At 41.8% G+C, this 23,519-nt stretch carries 13 protein-coding genes, 1 tRNA gene and 3 rRNA genes; 5 read left to right on the top strand and 12 right to left on the bottom strand.

Annotated features, from left to right (window positions below):
- Nucleotides 1-124 precede the first annotated feature (124 nt).
- The 3 genes from narX (at nucleotide 125) to idi (ending at nucleotide 3,249) form a co-directional block, all read left to right on the top strand.
- Entirely contained in the window at nucleotides 125-1,885 is a 1,761-nt protein-coding gene (narX, locus tag P3L56_RS03025; RefSeq protein WP_210831920.1) for a nitrate/nitrite two-component system sensor histidine kinase NarX, read from the top strand.
- Nucleotides 1,886-1,904: 19 nt separating this feature from the next.
- Nucleotides 1,905-2,561: a two-component system response regulator NarL gene (gene narL / locus P3L56_RS03020; RefSeq protein ID WP_042849091.1), complete on the top strand. Its 657-nt coding sequence runs from the start codon at nucleotides 1,905-1,907 to the stop codon at nucleotides 2,559-2,561.
- A gap of 166 nt (nucleotides 2,562-2,727) precedes the next feature.
- Complete coding sequence (gene idi, locus P3L56_RS03015) at nucleotides 2,728-3,249, top strand: isopentenyl-diphosphate Delta-isomerase (RefSeq protein WP_198861128.1); 522 nt, start codon at nucleotides 2,728-2,730, stop codon at nucleotides 3,247-3,249.
- A 15-nt stretch (nucleotides 3,250-3,264) separates the two neighbouring features.
- Here idi and P3L56_RS03010 read toward each other — a convergent pair whose 3' ends face one another.
- The 9 genes from P3L56_RS03010 to pepQ form a co-directional block, all read right to left on the bottom strand.
- A complete protein-coding gene (locus P3L56_RS03010; protein ID WP_272686261.1) occupies nucleotides 3,265-4,815 on the bottom strand; it encodes an aromatic amino acid ammonia-lyase in 1,551 nt (516 codons plus the stop codon).
- A gap of 1,311 nt (nucleotides 4,816-6,126) precedes the next feature.
- Nucleotides 6,127-6,242 (bottom strand): 5S ribosomal RNA (rrf, locus tag P3L56_RS03005).
- Between the two features lie 146 nt (nucleotides 6,243-6,388).
- A 23S ribosomal RNA gene (locus P3L56_RS03000) occupies nucleotides 6,389-9,295 on the bottom strand.
- A gap of 336 nt (nucleotides 9,296-9,631) precedes the next feature.
- A tRNA-Glu gene (locus P3L56_RS02995) sits at nucleotides 9,632-9,707 on the bottom strand.
- 177 nt (nucleotides 9,708-9,884) lie between these two features.
- A 16S ribosomal RNA gene (locus P3L56_RS02990) occupies nucleotides 9,885-11,424 on the bottom strand.
- The 16S, 23S and 5S rRNA genes sit together here with 1 tRNA gene alongside, the layout of an rRNA operon.
- A gap of 478 nt (nucleotides 11,425-11,902) precedes the next feature.
- Nucleotides 11,903-12,427, bottom strand: a complete 525-nt coding sequence (gene hemG / locus P3L56_RS02985) for a menaquinone-dependent protoporphyrinogen IX dehydrogenase (protein ID WP_210831392.1) — start codon at nucleotides 12,425-12,427, stop codon at nucleotides 11,903-11,905.
- Between the two features lie 45 nt (nucleotides 12,428-12,472).
- Nucleotides 12,473-13,924, bottom strand: a complete 1,452-nt coding sequence (gene trkH, locus P3L56_RS02980; RefSeq protein WP_042848814.1) for a Trk system potassium transporter TrkH — start codon at nucleotides 13,922-13,924, stop codon at nucleotides 12,473-12,475.
- Between the two features lie 28 nt (nucleotides 13,925-13,952).
- A complete protein-coding gene (locus P3L56_RS02975; RefSeq protein WP_042848815.1) occupies nucleotides 13,953-14,567 on the bottom strand; it encodes an IMPACT family protein in 615 nt (204 codons plus the stop codon).
- Complete coding sequence (gene pepQ / locus P3L56_RS02970; RefSeq protein WP_166686126.1) at nucleotides 14,567-15,901, bottom strand: Xaa-Pro dipeptidase; 1,335 nt, start codon at nucleotides 15,899-15,901, stop codon at nucleotides 14,567-14,569. Before pepQ ends, P3L56_RS02975 begins: the two co-directional genes overlap by 1 nt.
- Nucleotides 15,902-16,158: 257 nt before the next feature.
- On the opposite strand from pepQ, the gene fadB reads away from it, so the two are divergent.
- The gene (gene fadB / locus P3L56_RS02965) at nucleotides 16,159-18,351 is read left to right on the top strand and encodes a fatty acid oxidation complex subunit alpha FadB (protein WP_129467028.1); all 2,193 of its coding nucleotides are present in this window, start codon (nucleotides 16,159-16,161) and stop codon (nucleotides 18,349-18,351) included.
- A gap of 4 nt (nucleotides 18,352-18,355) precedes the next feature.
- Nucleotides 18,356-19,522, top strand: coding sequence for an acetyl-CoA C-acyltransferase FadA (fadA, locus tag P3L56_RS02960; protein ID WP_042848818.1), 1,167 nt, complete (start codon nucleotides 18,356-18,358; stop codon nucleotides 19,520-19,522).
- 926 nt (nucleotides 19,523-20,448) lie between these two features.
- Here the strand turns inward: fadA and fre are convergent.
- From fre to pepE, 3 genes are all read right to left on the bottom strand, one after another.
- A complete protein-coding gene (gene fre / locus P3L56_RS02955) occupies nucleotides 20,449-21,150 on the bottom strand; it encodes an NAD(P)H-flavin reductase (protein ID WP_131680254.1) in 702 nt (233 codons plus the stop codon).
- Nucleotides 21,151-21,160: 10 nt separating this feature from the next.
- Nucleotides 21,161-22,633 carry a 4-hydroxy-3-polyprenylbenzoate decarboxylase gene (ubiD, locus tag P3L56_RS02950; protein WP_042848820.1) on the bottom strand — a complete coding sequence of 491 codons (1,473 nt, stop codon included), beginning with the start codon at nucleotides 22,631-22,633 and terminating at the stop codon, nucleotides 21,161-21,163.
- Between the two features lie 112 nt (nucleotides 22,634-22,745).
- Nucleotides 22,746-23,471, bottom strand: coding sequence for a dipeptidase PepE (gene pepE, locus P3L56_RS02945; RefSeq protein WP_042848821.1), 726 nt, complete (start codon nucleotides 23,469-23,471; stop codon nucleotides 22,746-22,748).
- Between the last annotated feature and the right edge of the window lie 48 nt (nucleotides 23,472-23,519).

Here is a 23,519-nt window from a genome sequence, read left to right as displayed (position 1 = left end):
AGCGCTCACACCACCGAAAAAATATACCACCAAAGTAGTATATTTAATATTATGCTCTTTATGAACAATACTAGGTGTTTAAGCTTTTTAATTTACTATGAGCTTTATTTTTGAGGAAGGAAAAATGCCGACTCTGTATCGTCGCTTTTCAATTATTAACCAAGTAATCGGCCTGATGCTACTTATTGCGATCTTGGGGATTATTGGAATGACGATTTCAAATCGTATGATTATTAGCGTCCAAGGCAATGCCCATGCAATAAATAAATCAGGCTCCTTAAGAATGCAAAGCTACAGGTTACTTTCCTTAGTACCATTAAATACTCAAAATCAACGTTATCTAGGCATATTAGAAAATGATTTAGTAAGCCCAGAACTAACACAAGTAGTAAAAGTCGAAAATTTAACCCCCCAATTTAATGAACTTCATAATTATTGGCTACATACACTGAAACCAGCGCTAATGGCTGCTGAGTCACCAAATGATGCAAGATACGAAGTAATATCATTCGTTAATAAGCTTGATGAACTAGTCCATAATATTGATGAAAAAACAGAAAGAAAAATTGCTTATGTCGCAATGACCCAGCTCGTTTTTATTAGCTTAGTTTTTTTGTTATTAATGGGAACAATGTGGCACCTAAGACGGAAAATTTATTACCCATGGGTAAAATTATTGTCAATGGTGACTGCTATTGGCCAAAAAGATTTTAGTCAGCGCTACCCTAAAAATCACCAACAAGATGAGTTAAACGCTTTGGGTGAAACACTTAACCAAATGTCCGATGAGTTGGCTCAAAGTTACCATCAATTAGAGGAAAGGGTTGCAGAAAAAACAGCGGACCTGATGACAAAAAATCGCGTTTTATCTTATTTATATCAATCAAACCAAATCTTACATTCTTCGGAGCCTCTGTATTCACGCTTACAAAAAGTGCTGATTGAGCTCAAAAATATTACCCTATTAAAAAATCTCAGCTTACGGTTATACGAAGAAAGTAATGATGCCTATTTTCATGAAATATGTTGTGATTCAATAGGGCTATCTGAATTAGATAATCATTTTACAAAACAACCCTCCCCGATAATAAAAAAAGCAATAACTATGCAGTGGGATTTGTCTGACAACATGCACCGATATGGTGTCATCATCGGTGAAATTGAAGATACAGAAGTCCTTTCAGATGAACAAAGCAATCTAGTTTCTGTATTGGCCAAGCAAATTTCAGGCATGTTAGCAATGGAGCATCAAATAGAGCAACAACAACAGCTATTGATAATGGATGAGCGCTCAGCCATTGCTCGTGAGCTTCATGACTCTATAGCTCAATCATTATCCTGCTTAAAAATGCAAATTAGCTATTTGCAATTGCAACCTGAACCATTACCAGAAAGGCCTCAACAGTTGTTAACTGAAATGCGCAGTGAGATTAATACCGCGTATAGTCAGTTAAGAGAGTTATTAACCACCTTTAGGCTTAAATTAACTGAGCCTGGGCTCTTACCCTCTCTAGAGAGTACAATCAGCGAATTCAGTGAACGAATGGGCTATTCAATAGGATTAAATTATAACCTACCAGCGAAAAGTATTTCGCCACACCAATCAATCCATATTATACAAATAATCCGAGAAGCCCTTAGTAATATCCTAAAACATGCAAATGCTAAGCGGGCTGAAGTATCATTAAGTCAACATGCGGGTATCGCTAGCATTACTATTACTGATGATGGCACTGGAATCTCATCTAATGCTGATAAACTTAACCATTATGGGCTAATTATTATGAGGGAAAGGGCACTGAGTCTTAAGGGTGAGTGTTCTATTATTTCTAGAGAGCAAGGGGGAACTCAAGTTAAAGTGACTTTCCCTTTACCTGACGCTTAAAACACCGGAAAAATCATCTATGGAGAATACAAATATAATGAATGAAAAATCAACCATCCTACTTATTGATGATCATCCGATGCTAAGAAATGGGGTCAAACAACTGATTAGTTTAGAACCTTCATTACAAGTCATCGGAGAGGCAGGAGATGGGAAAACAGGTATCCAAATCGCAGCAGAACAAGACCCTGATTTAATTCTTCTCGATCTGAATATGCCGGGTATGAATGGCTTTGAAACTCTAGATGAACTAAGAAAAAGGGAACTTTCTGGAAGAATTATCCTTTTTACCGTCTCTAACTATAGTGATGACCTAGTCAACGCGTTAAAAAGAGGGGCTGATGGTTATCTACTTAAAGATATGGAACCAGAAGAGCTTATTGTGGCTCTTAAAGAGGCTGCCAGTGGAAAATTAGTTGTCAGCCCAACACTAGCTTCAGTACTTGCTGAATCATTAAGGGACAATACAACACAAGATGAAAACCATATTGCATCCTTAACACCAAGAGAAGCGGACATCTTAGAACTCATTTCACAAGGGTTGTCCAATAAAATGATAGCTCGCAAACTAGATATTGCAGAAAGTACAGTAAAAGTTCACGTTAAACATTTGCTTAAAAAATTAAACTTAAAATCTAGGGTTGAAGCTGCTGTTTGGGTATTACAACAAAAATAATCCTCACTACAGCCCTATCGCAGCTATATAAATAATAAAATAGCTGCGAGTTAAAAAAATAAGACTAAGAATTAAACTAAAATAAGAGATAAATAGCTCTAATTTGCAAACTTTTATTTTTAGTTATAATAAACTATACGTATAGTTTTTAATGGAAATAATAAAAATGGAAGATCAGTTAATTTTAGTTAATGAAAATGATGAACCAATAGGTGTAATGCCTAAATTACTCGCACATCAACTCGGTCGCTTACATCGCGCCTTCTCTATTTTCATTTTTAATGACCAAAATGAATTGCTTATCCAGCAAAGAGCGCTTCATAAGTATCACTCTGCTGGCCAATGGGCTAATTCATGCTGTAGTCATCCAAAACCACATGAAGATACCCTACAAGCCGCACAACGACGACTTAATGAAGAATTAGGGTTCATCACGCCTTTAACTCATGTTGGTTCATTCACTTACCATGCTGAAGTGAGTGGAGGATTAATAGAACATGAATATGACCACCTATATGTTGGCCACTATAATAAAGTGATCTATCCCAATATTGAAGAAGTCGCATCCATCCGTTGGGTTAGTATTTCTAAACTTATTTATGAAGTTAATCAACAACCGGAGATTTTTACTCCTTGGTTTAAAAAAATACTGACTAAATACCCGTCATTAAATTTCAATTTAGCTTAATTAACTGCCCGATGATTATATTTCATAATTTAAGATATAATCATGTATCAATGTTAATTCTTTTGAAAGTGATTTATCTTCACCATTTAAATCAATACATTCACTTATCATATGATAAATACTATCTGTTTTTGAAGATAATAAATAAGAGGGATCTTTCTCTTTTCTTAAATTAATTGCTTGTACCACACATAAAAACACAATCGAAATTAATTCATATCCATACATTAATTGATTTTTTAATTTTTCAGCAACAAACTGTGCATTCGTCGCAGTATCCTCAACACCACCTGCGACAGAGAAGTAATCTAATGAAGCTGGCATTGCTAGATATTTAATTCTCATTGCTAAAGTAACTGCGGGCTTTTCAATGGCACCAAGTGCATGAAATGCAGTTCTATTACCTAAAAACCGAGTTAGCTGTGTAAAATAAGGGTCATTAAGTTTTACTATCTGCTGTACACTTGCTAGTGCATTATGAGCAATCGCTAAACTTAATTTTTCGATAGATAAAACCCAAGGTAGTGTTTCAAAATTTCCACTTGGAAGCACTGCCTGATGACAATCATTTTCAGCCAAATTATTATTTACATGTTTAGTGAGCACGCATGGATTATCATTTGATCCATTTACTTGAATGAGGAGCTGTTCTTTAGCTTGTTCATAGCTTAAACGCAACTCTGCTAGCCGATATACCCCACAACGATAGCTTAGAGGGTCTTGTAAATGACGTTCATCGTCGTAACATTCCAACGAAGAACCAACTAATAGGCTTCTAAGTTTTTCTCCCATTGCAATAACTTCAGGGTATGCACAAGCATCCAAAACCTGCTGATTTAAAGGTGAGAGATTACCATTTAAGGCTTGAAGATTTAAACAATACAATAACTCACTTATATTTATGTAATGTGCTGTTTTTAATAACGCAGCAGCTGCTATAGCAACAGAATAAGCGTTTGAACATAATAAAGAGAGTGAATCTTTTGCCCAAGGTTCTATGGGGGTAATGCCCGCAAGTTGAAGTGCCTTTGAAGAAGACATTGTTTTACCTTGGTAAATTACCTCTCCCTCACCTAATAATGTAAGCCCTATATGACTCAATATAGTGATATCCCCCTCACCAATAGAACCCATGCTTGGGATAAAAGGAATGATATCTCTGTTAAGTAATTCGACATAGCTATTAATTATTCTAGGTTGAATTCCACTATAACCATTAAGTAACATGTTAATGTGAATTCCCATGATCCCTCTAATTAAACAGCTATCTATTGGCTTACCTATACCCACAGAATGTGCACGTATTAGTTTTTTATTAAATATCGTTGATTTTTCAATTAGCTCTTCAGTAAACCTACCATTTAATTTTATATATTCCGTATCTTTATTTAAGCCAACACCTACTGTTAGACCATATATCCTTACTCCTTTCTCGGCCTCTAATATTAATAGGTTATGGCTTTCTTCTAATTTTTCCACTACCATATAATCCACAGCAATATCTTCACCATTCATAATTAATTCTATATCATGAAGTTTTAAGTTTTTTCCATTCAGCAAAACCATATACCCTCTCTAAAAAAAGAAAAAATAAACAATTTACAACTGTCTTTTTACTTATTTATAGTAAAAACTAAAACTCATCATTTTTAAACTTTAACTATCAAACATTATTAATTAGGGAAGAATAATAATTATAATGGTATAGTTTTATTATGTTTAATAGCAAATTTTATTAAATATAGAGGACAATAAGTAATGCCAGACCATTCGTTTTAAATCAATCAATCAATTTTATATTTTAATACATCGTAAAATATGATTTATGGGCATCTATATATTTGAATGATAAGGGATACAATAAAAACTAGCGCAATAATAATTTAATAATAAAAATTAATTTCTAAGTTGGTTATTATTTAGCTAAGCTTAAAAATTATCATAATTATAGTGATTAATTATTAAGCTAATTTTTGATTAGCTTACCGCTTTCTATTTTTTCTGTTTTCAATCATAAGAAGTAACGGGCTAAGTAAACAAAATGAGCACCTGTTAGCCACTATCAATTTCGCCTAAGATACAAAAAAATTAATTACTGAGCTGACTACTAATTAGCCCATCATTTCGAACCATATCTGCCATTTATCTGTATTTTCTATATAGATGTCATTTTGCCAAAGCCAGTAATAAGGGCTTATGCATGACCATAACCAATACGATGATAAGAAACCGAATAAAAAGCACGAGCACAATAAGCAAGGTGATCACACAAGTTAGTTGCTAAGTGAATTATTGACTAGCAACAACAAGGTGTAGCATAAATACTGAGGGTGATTTTAGATGAGAAAAGGAACTACGATAAGGGCTAAAATGATAAAAAATGAAGTAGACGTACTCGTAAGTTACTGAGTGGATTATTGGTCCTCGATGACAATAAGTGCCATAAATACAAAGCACATTCACTAAGCTAATGATTAATCACGAGAAGTCACGAGCCGAGTCAACAAAGAGAACCTCCACTCGTGTCATCATCCCTTTCACCGAAGTGACTTAATTGCTGAAAACGAGATGGGCAGGAAAAGAATATCTCTGTACTAATGAGGGGTTAACCTAGTCCTCTGCTAATCAGACTGTTAATTTAGAAGCTAGACATAAGCAGTTAGTAGTTAGCAGTTAGCAGTTAGAAGTTAGAAGTTAGCCTACAGGATAATAAAATATGCAGTGGTCTCAATGCCTCATTACCCTAGGCAGAGCCCTCACAATCAGAGTCGCCCTGAGACTGAACACCTCACTCTTCGCTCCACACTGCCACGCCTCATCACCTAACCACCAAACGCAAAAAAGCCACCCATTGGGTGGCTTTCTCACTAATTTAATGTCTGGCAGTTCCCTACTCTCACATGGGGAGACCCCACACTACCATCGGCGCTACGGCGTTTCACTGCTGAGTTCGGCATGGGGTCAGGTGGGACCACCGCGCTATTGCCGCCAGACAAATTCGGTTCGTTCCCGTTTAGCGCATTTCGTCACTAAACCAGAACTGCAATCTTGAACAAGCTGCCATGTCCCTCGCCTCTCGGCTTCTCACGCTTATTGAATCAACGTCATCTCTCAATCTCTAAAACACCTTCGGTGTTGTCAGGTTAAGCCTCACGGTTCATTAGTATTGGTTAGCTCAACATATCGCTATGCTTACACACCCAACCTATCAACGTCTTAGTCTTAAACGTTCCTTTAGGACCCTTAAAGGGTCAGGGAAGACTCATCTCAAGGCAAGTTTCCCGCTTAGATGCTTTCAGCGGTTATCTCTTCCGCACTTAGCTACCGGGCAATGCCATTGGCATGACAACCCGAACACCAGTGGTGCGTCCACTCCGGTCCTCTCGTACTAGGAGCAGCCCCTTTCAATCTTCCAACGCCCACGGCAGATAGGGACCGAACTGTCTCACGACGTTCTAAACCCAGCTCGCGTACCACTTTAAACGGCGAACAGCCGTACCCTTGGGACCTACTTCAGCCCCAGGATGTGATGAGCCGACATCGAGGTGCCAAACACCGCCGTCGATATGAACTCTTGGGCGGTATCAGCCTGTTATCCCCGGAGTACCTTTTATCCGTTGAGCGATGGCCCTTCCATTCAGAACCACCGGATCACTAAGACCTACTTTCGTACCTGCTCGAGCCGTCACTCTCGCAGTCAAGCTGGCTTATGCCTTTGCACTAACCGCATGATGTCCGACCATGCTTAGCCAACCTTCGTGCTCCTCCGTTACTCTTTGGGAGGAGACCGCCCCAGTCAAACTACCCACCAGACACTGTCCGCACCCCGGATAACGGGGCAACGTTAGAACATCAAACATTAAAGGGTGGTATTTCAAGGTTGGCTCCATGCAGACTGGCGTCCACACTTCAAAGCCTCCCACCTATCCTACACATCAAGGCTCAATGTTCAGTGTCAAGCTATAGTAAAGGTTCACGGGGTCTTTCCGTCTTGCCGCGGGTACACTGCATCTTCACAGCGAGTTCAATTTCACTGAGTCTCGGGTGGAGACAGCCTGGCCATCATTACGCCATTCGTGCAGGTCGGAACTTACCCGACAAGGAATTTCGCTACCTTAGGACCGTTATAGTTACGGCCGCCGTTTACTGGGGCTTCGATCAAGAGCTTCTCCTTACGGATAACCCCATCAATTAACCTTCCAGCACCGGGCAGGCGTCACACCGTATACGTCCACTTTCGTGTTTGCACAGTGCTGTGTTTTTAATAAACAGTTGCAGCCAGCTGGTATCTGCGACTGGCTTCAGCTCCATGGGTAAACCACTTCACCTAGCGCCAGCGTGCCTTCTCCCGAAGTTACGGCACCATTTTGCCTAGTTCCTTCACCCGAGTTCTCTCAAGCGCCTGAGTATTCTCTACCTGACCACCTGTGTCGGTTTGGGGTACGATTAATGATAATCTAGAGCTTAGAGGCTTTTCCTGGAAGCGGGGCATGAGCTACTTCGCCACCGTAGTGACTCGTCATCAGACCTCAGCATGTAGTGAACCGGATTTGCCTAATTCACCTGCCTACATCCTTAAACCGGGACAACCGTCGCCCGGCCAGCCTAGCCTTCTCCGTCCCCCCATCGCAATTATCACCAGTACGGGAATATTAACCCGTTTCCCATCGACTACGCATTTCTGCCTCGCCTTAGGGGTCGACTCACCCTGCCCCGATTAACGTTGGACAGGAACCCTTGGTCTTCCGGCGTGCGGGTTTTTCACCCGCATTATCGTTACTTATGTCAGCATTCGCACTTCTGATACCTCCAGCATACCTCACAGTACACCTTCACAGGCTTACAGAACGCTCCCCTACCCAACAATATTTACATATCGCTGCCGCAGCTTCGGTGCATAGTTTAGCCCCGTTACATCTTCCGCGCAGGCCGACTCGACCAGTGAGCTATTACGCTTTCTTTAAATGATGGCTGCTTCTAAGCCAACATCCTGGCTGTCTGAGCCTTCCCACTTCGTTTCCCACTTAACTATGACTTTGGGACCTTAGCTGGCGGTCTGGGTTGTTTCCCTCTTCACGACGAACGTTAGCACCCGCCGTGTGTCTCCCGTGATAACATTCTTCGGTATTCGTAGTTTGCATCGAGTTGGTAAGTCGGGATGACCCCCTAGTCGAAACAGTGCTCTACCCCCGAAGATGAGTTCACGAGGCGCTACCTAAATAGCTTTCGGGGAGAACCAGCTATCTCCCGGTTTGATTGGCCTTTCCCCCAGCCACAAGTCATCCGCTAATTTTTCAACATTAGTCGGTTCGGTCCTCCAGTTAGTGTTACCCAACCTTCAACCTGCCCATGGCTAGATCACCGGGTTTCGGGTCTATACCCTGCAACTCATTCGCCCAGTTAAGACTCGGTTTCCCTACGGCTCCCCTATACGGTTAACCTTGCTACAGAATATAAGTCGCTGACCCATTATACAAAAGGTACGCAGTCACCCTGATAAATCAAGGCTCCCACTGCTTGTACGTACACGGTTTCAGGTTCTATTTCACTCCCCTCGCCGGGGTTCTTTTCGCCTTTCCCTCACGGTACTGGTTCACTATCGGTCAATCAGGAGTATTTAGCCTTGGAGGATGGTCCCCCCATATTCAGACAGGATAACACGTGTCCCGCCCTACTCGTCGAGTTCACAACACTAGCATCTTCAGATACGGGGCTATCACCCTTTACTGCCGGACTTTCCAGACCGTTCTCCTGATACTAATGCTGATTAAGACTCTGGGCTGCTCCCCGTTCGCTCGCCGCTACTAGGGGAATCTCGGTTGATTTCTTTTCCTCGGGGTACTGAGATGTTTCAGTTCCCCCGGTTCGCTTCGTTTGACTATGTATTCATCAAACGATAGTGCAACGGATTGCACTGGGTTTCCCCATTCGGAAATCGTCGGGTATAACGGTTCATATCACCTTACCGACGCTTATCGCAGATTAGCACGTCCTTCATCGCCTCTGATTGCCTAGGCATCCACCGTGTACGCTTAGTCGCTTAACCTCACAACCCGAAGGTGTCTTCTGACAACGAGTGACTGTGCTTCATGATTTCGGCGTTAGTCCGTGCTCGCAATGCTCACGTACATTAAGTACGCTGCGCTTGCTGTGCGCGGGCTGCCTTGAACTCATTTCGCTCGTCGACTCGATAGCTCAAAGTACACTATTCAAGTTGAGATTTTTGAGAGACTCTCACATTGTTTAAGCGATAAACAATGTGCGTTGTTTTCAATTTTCAGCTTGTTCCAGATTGTTAAAGAGCATAATTGTTAAACCAACTACAACGTAATTGGCTTAATCATTATTGGGGACATCGTCTTTCACTCGATATCGGCGCAATTGGCGTCCCCTAGGGGATTCGAACCCCTGTTACCGCCGTGAAAGGGCGGTGTCCTAGGCCTCTAGACGAAGGGGACACGAAACTTGTTTAGCAAATCATCGATTTGCTAGTTTCGTGTAAGGCGACATTCCTCATTGGAATGGAGCGACTGTGTTAAAATGCTACATCAGCGCAAAAAGCCTCCCACGTAAAGCCATTGCTCTACTTTCTATCAGACAATCTGTGTGAGCACTTCACAAAAACACTTCAATGGTAAGGAGGTGATCCAACCGCAGGTTCCCCTACGGTTACCTTGTTACGACTTCACCCCAGTCATGAATCACAAAGTGGTAAGCGCCCTCCCGAAGGTTAAGCTACCTACTTCTTTTGCAACCCACTCCCATGGTGTGACGGGCGGTGTGTACAAGGCCCGGGAACGTATTCACCGTAGCATTCTGATCTACGATTACTAGCGATTCCGACTTCATGGAGTCGAGTTGCAGACTCCAATCCGGACTACGACGTACTTTATGAGTTCCGCTTGCTCTCGCGAGGTCGCTTCTCTTTGTATACGCCATTGTAGCACGTGTGTAGCCCTACTCGTAAGGGCCATGATGACTTGACGTCATCCCCACCTTCCTCCGGTTTATCACCGGCAGTCTCCTTTGAGTTCCCGACCGAATCGCTGGCAACAAAGGATAAGGGTTGCGCTCGTTGCGGGACTTAACCCAACATTTCACAACACGAGCTGACGACAGCCATGCAGCACCTGTCTCAGAGTTCCCGAAGGCACCAAAGCATCTCTGCTAAGTTCTCTGGATGTCAAGAGTAGGTAAGGTTCTTCGCGTTGCATCGAATTAAACCACATGCTCCACCGCTTGTGCGGGCCCCCGTCAATTCATTTGAGTTTTAACCTTGCGGCCGTACTCCCCAGGCGGTCGATTTAACGCGTTAGCTCCGAAAGCCACTCCTCAAGGGAACAACCTTCAAATCGACATCGTTTACAGCGTGGACTACCAGGGTATCTAATCCTGTTTGCTCCCCACGCTTTCGCACCTGAGCGTCAGTCTTTGTCCAGGGGGCCGCCTTCGCCACCGGTATTCCTCCACATCTCTACGCATTTCACCGCTACACATGGAATTCTACCCCCCTCTACAAGACTCTAGCTGACCAGTCTTAGATGCCATTCCCAGGTTAAGCCCGGGGATTTCACATCTAACTTAATCAACCGCCTGCGTGCGCTTTACGCCCAGTAATTCCGATTAACGCTTGCACCCTCCGTATTACCGCGGCTGCTGGCACGGAGTTAGCCGGTGCTTCTTCTGTCGGTAACGTCAATCGTTGATGATATTAGCATCAACGCCTTCCTCCCGACTGAAAGTACTTTACAACCCTAAGGCCTTCTTCATACACGCGGCATGGCTGCATCAGGCTTGCGCCCATTGTGCAATATTCCCCACTGCTGCCTCCCGTAGGAGTCTGGGCCGTGTCTCAGTCCCAGTGTGGCTGATCATCCTCTCAGACCAGCTAGGGATCGTCGCCTAGGTGAGCCATTACCTCACCTACTAGCTAATCCCATATGGGTTCATCCGATAGCGCAAGGACCGAAGTTCCCCTGCTTTGCTCCTAAGAGATTATGCGGTATTAGCCACCGTTTCCAGTGGTTATCCCCCTCTATCGGGCAGATCCCCATACATTACTCACCCGTCCGCCGCTCGTCAGCGAGAAGCAAGCTTCCCCTGTTACCGCTCGACTTGCATGTGTTAGGCCTGCCGCCAGCGTTCAATCTGAGCCATGATCAAACTCTTCAATTAAAAGTAGCTTGATGCTCAAAGAATGTTTACTGTCGCCTGATTTCCGAAGAAACCAGATTACCTATTAGTTCATATATATATGAATTAACGTGTTAGTCACTCTTCAAGACTTAAAATCAAATATTTTTTTTGATAGTGTCCTGTGAGTGCCCACACAGATTGTCTGATAAATTGTTAAAGAGCGTTGCGACATTTCTTTTGGAAATTCGACTCAGTTTTTATTAACTTAGGTCGTTGTCGCGAGGTGACGTATATTACGTTTTTTATTTAGAAAGTCAAGCGTTTATTTTCAACTTTTTCTTTCTCACCTCTGTTATCACAAGGCTTCGAGGTTTTCTTCGAGCCGGTTTATCGTGACAACGGATGCGCATTATAGGGAGCCCAGAAAATCTAGCAAGTGTTTTTTTAATATTTCTTTTCAAGCGCTGATTTATTAAACAAATCGTGCAAACCTGCTGCATTTTGTTGATAAAAAGACCTACAGTTTATCAAACTCACTAGCAAATTGGGTAACGTTCTCCCAATTAGTGTATTCAATTTCAGTATTTGGGTCAGTCGGACCATCTGTCATTTTCATTATTAGGCGGATCATAGTTCTATCGAACCATTTATAACGTGGATAAAAGAGGGCTCCAGCAAAAACAGACTTTAATGTTGGCTTCCAAGGGCTAGCTTCTAAAAACTTACGTGTGTATGCGTTTGTTTCTACTGTGTCTTTCCCTTCTTTTCTTGCTGTAAGATTTACAGCAAAGAAGGCTGTGTTCATTGAATTCAATTGGTTTTGGTGAGTAGTCGCAAAACGAAGTAGCTTTTTATTAAAATGACCATAACGAATCGATGCCCCCACCAATACTTTGTCATAAGCCGCCAAATTTAAGCTTTGCTCAGTGTTTAAATCACGAATATCACACTCTCGACCTAATGTCCGTAGCTGCTCAGCCATCTTTAAAATAATTTTTTTTGTTTGCCCATCCGTACTGGAATGTAAAAGTAAATAGCTCATCATCGTTCCTAGATTATTATCATTTCTATATTAGGTTGTACTCAATTACTCACGCCAGAAAGTCGGTGTCAGCAGTACCAATAAAGTAAAGACCTCCAAACGCCCAAATAACATAGTCACAACTAATATCCATTTCCCAGTTGGATTCATAGAGGTAAAGTTGTCAGCAACTGTTCCTAGACCCGGGCCTAAGTTATTTAATGTGGTGGCTATAGCAGAGAAAGCAGAAAACTCATCAACGCCCGTTGCTATCAAAAGTAATAAGCTGACAATAAAAACCAAAGCATATGCGGAGAAAAACCCCCATACCGCTTCTATAATTCTTTCAGGGAGCGCTCTTTGGCCTAACTTAATCGTGTATACCGCATTTGGATGAACCAGACGTTTTAGTTCCCGAGAACCTTGCAAGAAGAGTAACAAAATGCGAATAACTTTTAGCCCGCCCCCAGTTGACCCTGCACACCCACCAACAAATGCCGCACATAATAAAAGCATCGGTAAAAAAAGTGGCCACCCCGAAAAGCTATCTGTTGTAAAACCAGCAGTTGTCGCCATTGATACAACTTGGAAAAATGCCTGATCGAGCGTTTGCCCAAAGCTACCATAAACTGAGTGATACATTAAAACTAAAGTACAGATCACGACTAGAACAAACTGGAAGCTAATAAACATTCTAAATTCAGGGTCACGCCAATAAATGCCAAGGCTACGCCCAGTTAATACAGCGAAGTGTAAACCAAAATTACAGCCAGAGATGAGCAGAAATACCCCAATGATGGTGTTAATCGCAGGGCTATTAAAATAACCTACACTTGCATCATGTGTAGAAAAACCACCAATAGCAATTGTTGAGAAACTATGGGATATAGCATCAAAAACATCCATACCAGCTACCCACAAAGCAACAGCACAAGCAATCGTTAGCAATACATAAATAAGCCATAACGTCTTTGCAGTTTCTGCAATACGTGGGCGCATTTTATTGTCTTTCAAAGGCCCCGGCATTTCCGCTCGATATAACTGCATCCCCCCAACACCCAGTAGAGGCAAGATTGCAACGGCGAGTACAATGATCCCCATACCGCCAAGCCATTGAAGCATTTGCCGATAGAATAATATTGCTTTAGGTAACGAGTCGAGCCCTGTTAGCGTTGTTGCGCCAGTAGTGGTTAACCCCGAAAATGATTCAAAAAAAGCATCAGTAACGGAAAGGTTTGGTCTCTCTGAAAAGATAAAAGGTAATGCCCCAACACTCCCCAGAACAGTCCAAAATAATACGACAATAAGAAAACCTTCTTTTGCCTTAAGTTCATGACGGCTATTACGCGTAGGTAGCCATAAAAAAAGACCAATCAATAACGCAGTCACAAAAGTCTGGCTAAAGGCTCGCCCTGCGCCATCGCGATAAATTAGCGCCACAATACCTGGTATAACCATGGTAAATGAAAAAATGATGACTAGCAGCCCGACAATACGGGTTATTGCGCGAAAATGCATTCGGCAGATTCCTTGCTAAAGCTGTTTACTATTCCGATTCTGGCGTGAGCGACAAGGCACCACGACTTATATCGCGTAATTTATCATTGACTTCCTGCTGAAGGGTAGCAGGAATTGCAATTTGCAAAGAGACAGCTTCATTATAATCACTGTGTAAAACCACGCCATTCACCTGAATAAGTAGCTGCTCAATTGCATTAACCAATGAGTAATCACATACTAAATTAAACACTTTTTGTGGCACTTTAGTTTGTGTTGGTAAAATTTTCAGTGCTTGCTGTACACCATTACCATAAGCTTTAACTAACCCGCCAGTCCCCAGTTTTATCCCACCAAAATAACGCACAACGACACAAGTGACTTCCCCTAAGTTGCTTCCCAACAGTTGTGCCATAATAGGTTTGCCAGCCGTTCCTGTTGGCTCGCCGTCATCAGAAAAACCTAATTGTTGCGAGTCATCAGGACGCCCAGCAACAAATGCCCAGCAATGATGCCGAGCATCTGGATATTGAGCTTTAACCGATTGGATGTAATCTTTTGCCGCTTCAATACCCTCGGTATGTGCTAAGTACGTAATAAAACGACTTTTTTTAATTTCTTCAGTAAACGAAATCGTTTCTGCTGGTATTAAATAAGGTTTCATTAACGTAAATGTAAGTCTCGAGTCATATTTTCAATTCGGTTAGCGTGGATCACTATATTGTCTTCAATACGAATACCGCCATAAGGTTTAAAGAACTCTATTTTATCCCAATTAAAATGCTGACTATATTCACCATTTCGCCACTCAGCGAGTAAAGATTCAATGAAATACAGACCAGGTTCAATTGTTAATACCATTTTAGGTTCTAATACACGAGTACAGCGCAAGAAAGGATACATTTTCGGAGCAGCAAGGTGAGCCCCGCTGTCGTCTTGCATAAAACCAGCAGCATCATGCACTTGCAGCCCTAAAGGGTGCCCTAAGCCATGAGGTAAAAATGGTGTTGTTAACCCATTTTCGACCATCGATTCTTCGCTAATACCTTTTATAATATCGTGTTTAGCAAGGATTTTTGCGATCCTATGATGCATATCCACGTGATAATCGGTATAACGAACCCCAGCTTTAATTGTATCAATTAATGAAAGCTGTTCGCTATTTACATCCGCCACTAATTCAGCAAATTCATCCTTGCCTTTTGCGGCATAAGTCCTAGTAATATCAGCTGCATAGCCATTGTACTCTGCACCAGCGTCTATCAGAAAACTACGTAATTCATTAGGAACTGTTTGCTGCAACTTGGTGTAATGCAGTACGGCTGCATTTTCATTTAGAGCAACAATATTACCATATGGCACATTGGTATCTCGATGACCAGTAGACTGTAAATAACTGATATTAATATCAAATTCACTCATTTCCGCACGGAATGCTTCAAGTGCTGCAAGGTGCCCATTCACCGCCATTTTTTGTGCTTCACGCATACAGTAAAGCTCATAGTCTGTTTTATATGAACGATGGAAATGGTAATAGTCTAAAACCGGTTTTGGGTTGATATTATGCAAAGAGATGCCTAATGACTCCGCTCTTGCTGTTGCAGAGCCGATATAGGCAATATTGTCTTTTTGGATATTCGCCAGAAACCCTTTGATATCGTCCGCATTCTTTAGGTGGATTAAGTCAATGTCTTTAGTCCAGAAACCATCTGGTAATGGCTCAACGCTATGCCAATAATCAACTGGCGAATAAAACCATAATTTAGGCTTATTTACGCCATCAATGAGTAACCAAGAATGTGGGACATCAGTAACAGGTACCCAAGACTTAAAATGAGGATTAACTTTAAAAGGGTAATCACTATCATCAAGAAAGATGCGTAGGGGTTCACCTGAATGAATCAATATGGCATCTAATTTGCTGCGCTGTAAGACTTGCTGAGTTCTGTATTGTAACGTTTTAATATGTTCAGCGTAGAGTGCAGTCAATTTTTCCATTTCTTTCAACCTTTCAGCATTAATTAGAAAATTCAAGCTTACCACGTTCTGAAATTAACGGATATGCACTCTATTGCAAACCTAACTTAATATATTGATAAATAATGATAATATCATTTTAATTCATTATTATTTCGCTTAATTGCTGTGACCCGCATTCCATTTTTGTCATTAATCATTTGCAATTAATTAACATTCTGGTCACACTCATTTCATCTGGTCATACCAGATACCATTACCATGTAAAGGAGAGCAGAATGCTTTATCAAAGTGAAACAATCTATATTCAATGGTTGAAAAAAGGGATTGCAGAACTGGTTTTTAACTCACCAGGGCCGATTAATAAATTGGATACCCACACCGTTGCTTCACTTGATGAAGCCGTGACTGTTCTAGAGCAGCAAACCGATCTGCAAGGTGTTATTTTCCGTTCTGATAAACCAGCGTTTATTGTTGGAGCTGATATTAAAGAGTTTTTATCTCTATTTGAGGCATCAAAAGAAACGCTAAGTAATTGGTTACAATATGCCAATACCATTTTTAACCGCATTGAAGATTTGCCAGTTCCTACTATCTGCGCTATCAATGGCTATGCTTTAGGTGGTGGCTGTGAGTGCGTTTTATCCACTGATTTTCGTATCGCATCACCCGACGCTCGAATTGGGCTTCCTGAAACAAAACTTGGTATTATGCCTGGGTTCGGTGGTTCCGTACGTCTGCCTCGTCTAATCGGTTTAGATAGTGCCTTAGAAATTATTACCGCAGGTAAAGATATCAATGCCGCTCAAGCATTAAAATTTGGTCTTATCGACGCTGTTGTTGATACCCAACTCTTACCTCAATCTGCACTGACTATCATTGAATCAGCTATTGCAGGTGCACTAAATTGGCAGAAAAAACGCCAACCAAAACTAGAGCCATTACAATTAAGCCCTATTGAACAAACAATGAGTTTCAATGTGGCAAAAGGAATGGTGTATCAGGCTGCTGGGAAACATTACCCTGCGCCAATGGCTGCTGTAAATACAATTGAAAAAGCAGCAAACTGTGCACGAGATGAAGCATTAAAACATGAAACCGCAGCTTTTGTACCTCTCGCCCATAGTGATGTTGCTCGCGCATTAGTCAGTATTTTTCTGAATGATCAACATGTTAAATCTAATAGCAAAAAACTCTCACAACATGTTAGTACTCCAACGCATGCCGCAGTGCTTGGTGCTGGGATTATGGGTGGAGGCATTGCCTATCAGTCCGCCAGTAGGGGCGTGCCAGTTTTAATGAAGGATATCAATGAGAAATCATTAGAGTTAGGGATTGAGGAAGCACAAAAGCTGTTAAACAAGCAATTTGAAAGAGGGAAAATCACCGCTGCACAAATGGCAACCACATTAGCTGCTATACACCCTTCATTATCCTATTCAGGTATTGAAAGCAGCCAAATCGTCGTTGAAGCTGTTGTTGAAAACCCCAAAATTAAAGCCGCTGTGCTCACTGAGGTAGAATCCCTTATTGCCCCTGATACCTTATTAGCATCAAACACCTCTACCATTCCAATTTCGACACTTGCAAGCTCACTAAAACGCCCAGAAAATTTCTGTGGAATGCATTTCTTCAACCCAGTACACCGTATGCCATTAGTTGAAATTATCAGAGGGAAACAAACATCTGAAGATACTATCGCCAAAGTTGTTGCCTATGCGAATAAAATGGGGAAAACCCCTATTGTCGTTAATGATTGCCCTGGTTTCTTTGTTAACCGAGTCCTTTTCCCTTATTTCGCAGGTTTTAATTTACTTTTGCAAGATGGGGCTGATTTTAGAGAAATAGATAAAATCATGGAGAAAGAATTTGGTTGGCCTATGGGCCCTGCTTATCTTCTCGATGTTGTCGGTATTGATACTGCTTTCCATGCTGAACAAGTCATGGCCGAAGGTTTCCCTGAGCGTATGAGTAAAACAGGCAAAAATGCCATAAGTGTGATGTTTGAACAGCAGCGTTTTGGTCAAAAAAATGGCAAGGGCTTTTATCTATATGAAAAAGATAAAAAAGGTAAGCCGAAAAAAGTTAATGACCCTCATACAGATGAACTACTCGCTTCTATTTGCTCAACAAAACGTTCTTTTACCAAAGAAGAAATTATTGCTCGAATGATGATCCCAATGGTCAATGAAGTTGTCCGTTGTTTAGAAGAAGGCATTATTCAGAGCCCATCAGATGCAGATATTGCTCTCGTGTATGGTCTAGGGTTCCCACCATTTAGAGGTGGCGCATTCTGCTACTTAGATACTTTGGGTAGCCAGTCTTATTTAAAAACAGCAGAATCTTTAGAGCATTTAAGCCCTCTTTATCAGGCACCTAAAGGTTTAAAAGAAAAAGCAGTTACTAATGCTAGATATTACCCACAACCACCTGTTGTGGCCGTTGATGTCAAAAAAGTTGCGAGGGGTTAATTTTATGGAAAATGTCGTCATTATTGATGGAATACGTACACCAATGGGCCGTTCAAAAGGTGGGGTATTTCGCCATGTCAGGGCTGAAGACCTATCTGCGCACCTTATGAATGCTATTTTTGAACGCAATCCAAATGCAAGTAAAAAACAGTTAGATGACATCATATGGGGTTGTGTCCAACAAACCTTAGAACAAGGGTTTAATATTGCCAAGAATGCGGCATTGCTCACGGATATACCTCACACTGTTCCAGCTGTGACTGTTAATCGCCTTTGTGGTTCATCAATGCAAGCAATACATGATGCTAGCCGACTCATCATGACAGGCGATGCAAACTCAGTATTAATTGGTGGCGTCGAGCATATGGGGCATGTCCCCATGACTCATGGTATAGATTTCAACTCTAAACTGACGTTACGAGTTGCCAAAGCCGCAGGCGCAATGGGCCTTACCGCTGAAATGCTAGCAAAAATGTACAAAATTAGCCGTGAAGAACAAGATGCATTTGCCTTGAGATCTCACCAACTTGCTGCTTTAGCAACAGAAAATGGGAAATTTAGTAATGAAATTGTCCCTATTAGCGGGCATGACGCTAATGGTAATCTTATTTCTGTAAATTATGATGAGGTCATCCGCTTTGATGCTAGCCTTCAGGGCCTAGCTGCTCTAAGACCAGCATTTGACCCGGTCAGTGGTACAGTCACGGCAGGGAACTCATCAGCCCTATCTGATGGGGCATCCGCAATGCTGCTAACGAGTGAAAGCTATGCTAGCCAGCAAGGGATTAAGCCACGAGCTAGAGTACGAGCAATGGCAGTAGTTGGCTGTGATCCATCAATAATGGGTTATGGGCCAGTACCAGCAAGCGAACTTGCATTAAAACGCGCTGGGTTGTCTTTAAATGATATTGATATTATTGAACTAAATGAAGCTTTTGCAGCTCAATCAATAGCCTGCATGAAAGGTTTAAAATTATCAGAGAATCAATTAGACGAAAAAGTAAATCTTAGTGGAGGTGCTATCGCCCTCGGTCATCCATTAGGGTGCTCAGGTGCAAGGATCACCACCGCTTTACTTAATCAATTAGAGCTTAAAGATAAACAGTTTGGTTTAGCAACTATGTGTATCGGATTTGGTCAAGGTATCGCCACTATTATTGAACGTGTTTAGCCGTAATTTTCACAAACATTGCATTTTGTCGATGTTCCCGCCTAGTCAGGGGCGGGTTTTTTTTGCCTTTTTCTAACCAAATAGCCTCTCATAGTTTAGGTTATCAATAGGCGGCAAGTGATGAGACCCTAGGGGCATACATAAGTATGTGACTAGGACGAATGAGCAAAGCTAGCCCCCCTACAATTTGAAACTAACCTGATTTCATGCAGATACCAGACGAGTTTAACCCTCATAGTTCAGATTGTAGGTAGGCGGCAAGTGAATGAGACCCTAGGAGCATACATAAGTATGTGACTAGGGCGAATGAACAAAGCTAGCCCCCCTACAATTTGAAACTAACCTGATTTCATGCAGATACCAGACGAGTTTAACCCTCATAGTTCAGATTGTAGGTAGGCGGCAAGTGAATAAGACCCTAGGAGCATACATAAGTATGAGACTAGGACGAATGAGCGAAGCCAACACCCCTACAATTTGAAACTAACCTGATTTCATGCAGATACCAGACGAGTTTAACCCTCATAGTTCAGATTGTAGGTAGGCGGCAAGTGATGAGACCCTAGGGGCATACATAAGTATGTGACTAGGGCGAATGAGCAAAGCTAGCCCCCCTACAATTTGAAACCAACCTGATTTCATGCAGATACCAGACGAGTTTAACCCTCATAGTTCAGATTGTAGGTAGGCGGCAAGTGAATAAGACCCTAGGAGCATACATAAGTATGTGACTAGGACGAATGAGCAAAGCTAGCCCCCCTACAATTTGAAACTAACCTGATTTCATGCAGATACCAGACGAGTTTAACCCTCATAGTTCAGATTGTAGGTAGGCGGCAAGTGAATGAGACCCTAGGAGCATACATAAGTATGTGACTAGGGCGAATGAGCGAAGCCAACACCCCTACAATTTGAACTAGGACGGGTTAAATGAATTCGTAAGCGTCACCGAACAACTGCTCGGCCCTAGCATTGCGTTCATTACAGAAACGATCCCTAGCAATTTTCGCCATTTCAAAACGCCCTGCAATATAGATATCATGACTGGATAAATCACCGAAATCTTCTAACACTGCGCTGAGAACAGTGCCTGTTCTACCACGCCATAATTCATCAGGTTGCTCTACAACAGGGGTGATTTTCAAATTAGGGTAGCTTTCACTCAGTGCTTGTAATTCACCAAGGTCATACAGGTGCTCCAACTGACGCCCTCCCCAATAGAAAGTAATGTCACGATTAGGATTTTCAGCTAATGCAGCAAGCAGTACTGAGTGGGTATAAGAGAACCCTGTCCCCCCTGCAATTAAAATCATGCCATTGCTGCTGTTTTCGCGAAACCAAGCTTTACCGTGAGGAATATCAATATCGATGCGTTTTTGTTCTAAAATCCTGTCCATAACAGCCATAGCATACAGGTTGATTTCAGAAGCTCCGATATGTAATTCAATCGTTTCTTTATTTTTTGGGGTAGAAGCCATTGAAAATGGTCGTTTGTCTCTTTCGTCCATTACGACCATTAAATATTGACCTGCTTTAAAATGAAAAGGACCATCTGGCAACAATATAACCCGATAAACCGTATCCGTAATCGATTCGACAGATGTAACTTTACAGCTTAGAGTTGCCATGGTTCCCCTCTTATTTTTCAAAAATATTTAATTGTTCCCAAATGTCATCAATACGGGATTTTACGTTATCTGTCATAACAATAGGACGTCCCCATTCGCGATCCGTTTCACCTGGCCACTTATTGGTTGCATCAAGCCCCATTTTTGAACCTAACCCTGATACAGGTGAAGCAAAATCTAAGTAGTCTATCGGCGTATTTTCCATCATAACGGTATCACGGGCAGGGTCCATTCGGGTTGTAATTGCCCAGATAACATCTTTCCAATCACGCGCATTAATATCATCATCACAAACAATAACAAATTTAGTGTACATGAATTGGCGCAGGTATGACCAGACTCCCATCATTACTCTTTTTGCATGCCCCGCATATTGTTTTTTCATTGTTACGACAGCAAGCCGGTATGAACAACCTTCAGGTGGAAGGTAAAAATCGACAATTTCTGGAAATTGCTTTTGTAGGATAGGTACTAAAACTTCATTTAAGGCTTCACCAAGTACCGCTGGTTCATCAGGTGGCCGCCCTGTATAAGTTGAATGATAAATTGCATCGCGGCGCTGAGTCACATGAGTAATAGTAAACACAGGGAAGTTATCTATCTCATTATAATAACCTGTGTGGTCACCATAAGGCCCTTCAGGTGCCATTTCACCCGGTTCAATATAGCCCTCAAGAATAATTTCAGCACCCGCCGGAACTTCGAGATCATTAGATATACATTTTACGACCTCTGATTTATTACCACGTAATAAGCCTGCAAATGCATATTCTGATAACGTGTCAGGCACAGGGGTTACCGCCCCTAAAATTGTTGCCGGGTCAGCCCCCAATGCTACGGCTACCGGAAATTTTTCACCTGGATGAGCTTGGCACCATTCTTGAAAATCAAGAGCACCACCGCGATGAGACAACCAACGCATGATAACTTTGTTTTTACCAAGTACTTGCTGGCGATAAATACCTAAGTTTTGCCTTTCTTTATATGGCCCTTTGGTGACAGTTAGCCCCCATGTTATTAACGGTGCCGCATCTTCTGGCCAACAATGCATAACGGGTATTTTGGTGATGTCTACGTCATCACCGGCCCAAATTTGTTCCTGACAAGGCGCTGAACTTAAGCGCTTTGCTGGCATATTCAATACTTGTTTGAATTTTGGTAGCTTATCAAAAAGGTCACGAAAACCTTTCGGAGGATCAGGCTCTTTTAAAAATGCGAGCAATTTACCTACATCATGTAAGGCTTTGATATCTTCTTGCCCCATCCCCATAGCAACGCGTTTTGTCGTCCCAAACAAGTTGCATAGGACAGGCATGTTATAACCTTTGGGATTTTCAAATAATAGGGCCGGTCCCCCTGCTCTTAGTGTACGATCTGCAATTTCAGTCATTTCCAAGTAGGGATCGACTTCCATTGTAATACGTTTTAGTTCGCCCTGCTTTTCAAGCTGCGCGATGAAATCTCTAAGGTCACGATATTTCATTATCTTCTTTTACTGTTACAGAGGGAGTCCCATTATAAGACGTCCGGCCAAGGTTACAAGTTACTGCCTAAAACACTTAATAATCAATCTTTTTCTGGTCAAGTATACCATTTTACTGGCAATCAAAAGGGACTAATTTTTCTAATAATAATGTATCAAACTGCTCTGAGAATGTTTTGTTGTGCTGAAATAGTTTAAAACCTTGATCTTTTCCACTGAAATAATGAAGTTCATTACCTTTGATCTGCATCCCACTCCCTTCTCGCAGAGCAACAACAACCTCATGAGGATTAATTACACAAAATTCTTGCAACCTTTCATCACGCGTTTCGCCCATGTGCCCAGAAATATGAGCATCAATATAATGGGGGTTGATTTGTAAAGGGAATAACCCTAGAGAAGGCATAATTACAGCATTACTTACGGGCATATCATTAGTAGTACGAATACTTGGAGTCGCAACGTTACACCCCGCACTCCAACCTATGTAAGGGACTCCTCGTTCTTTAACAGCGCGCTGAATAGCAACAACCAAGCCATTTTCATGTAAACACTTGTTGAGCCACCAAGTGTTGCCACCACTCACTAAGATACACTCAGCTTGTTCAATCGCTTCTACTGGGCTCGCAAAATGCTCAATGGAAGTAACGTTTATCCCTAAAGCTTCCGATAGTTGCTCTGCTCTTTCATCATGTGAGCCACGAAGGATCGCATAAGGAACTAAAACAGCTGACTTTACATTTTTACGTGTAATCATTTCTTTGATACGAGGTAGAGCATAGCTTAGCCATACAGGGTTACCTGGCAGCTTACCATTACTCAACAAAAAGATATCCATCATGTCTCCTACTGATTTGCTTTTTATATTACAGTTACCTAAAGTCCA

The sequence above is a fragment of the Providencia sp. PROV024 genome (genome assembly GCF_032709665.1).
Lineage (GTDB): Bacteria > Pseudomonadota > Gammaproteobacteria > Enterobacterales > Enterobacteriaceae > Providencia > Providencia huashanensis.
This window is presented reverse-complemented; position numbering and strand designations above follow the sequence as displayed.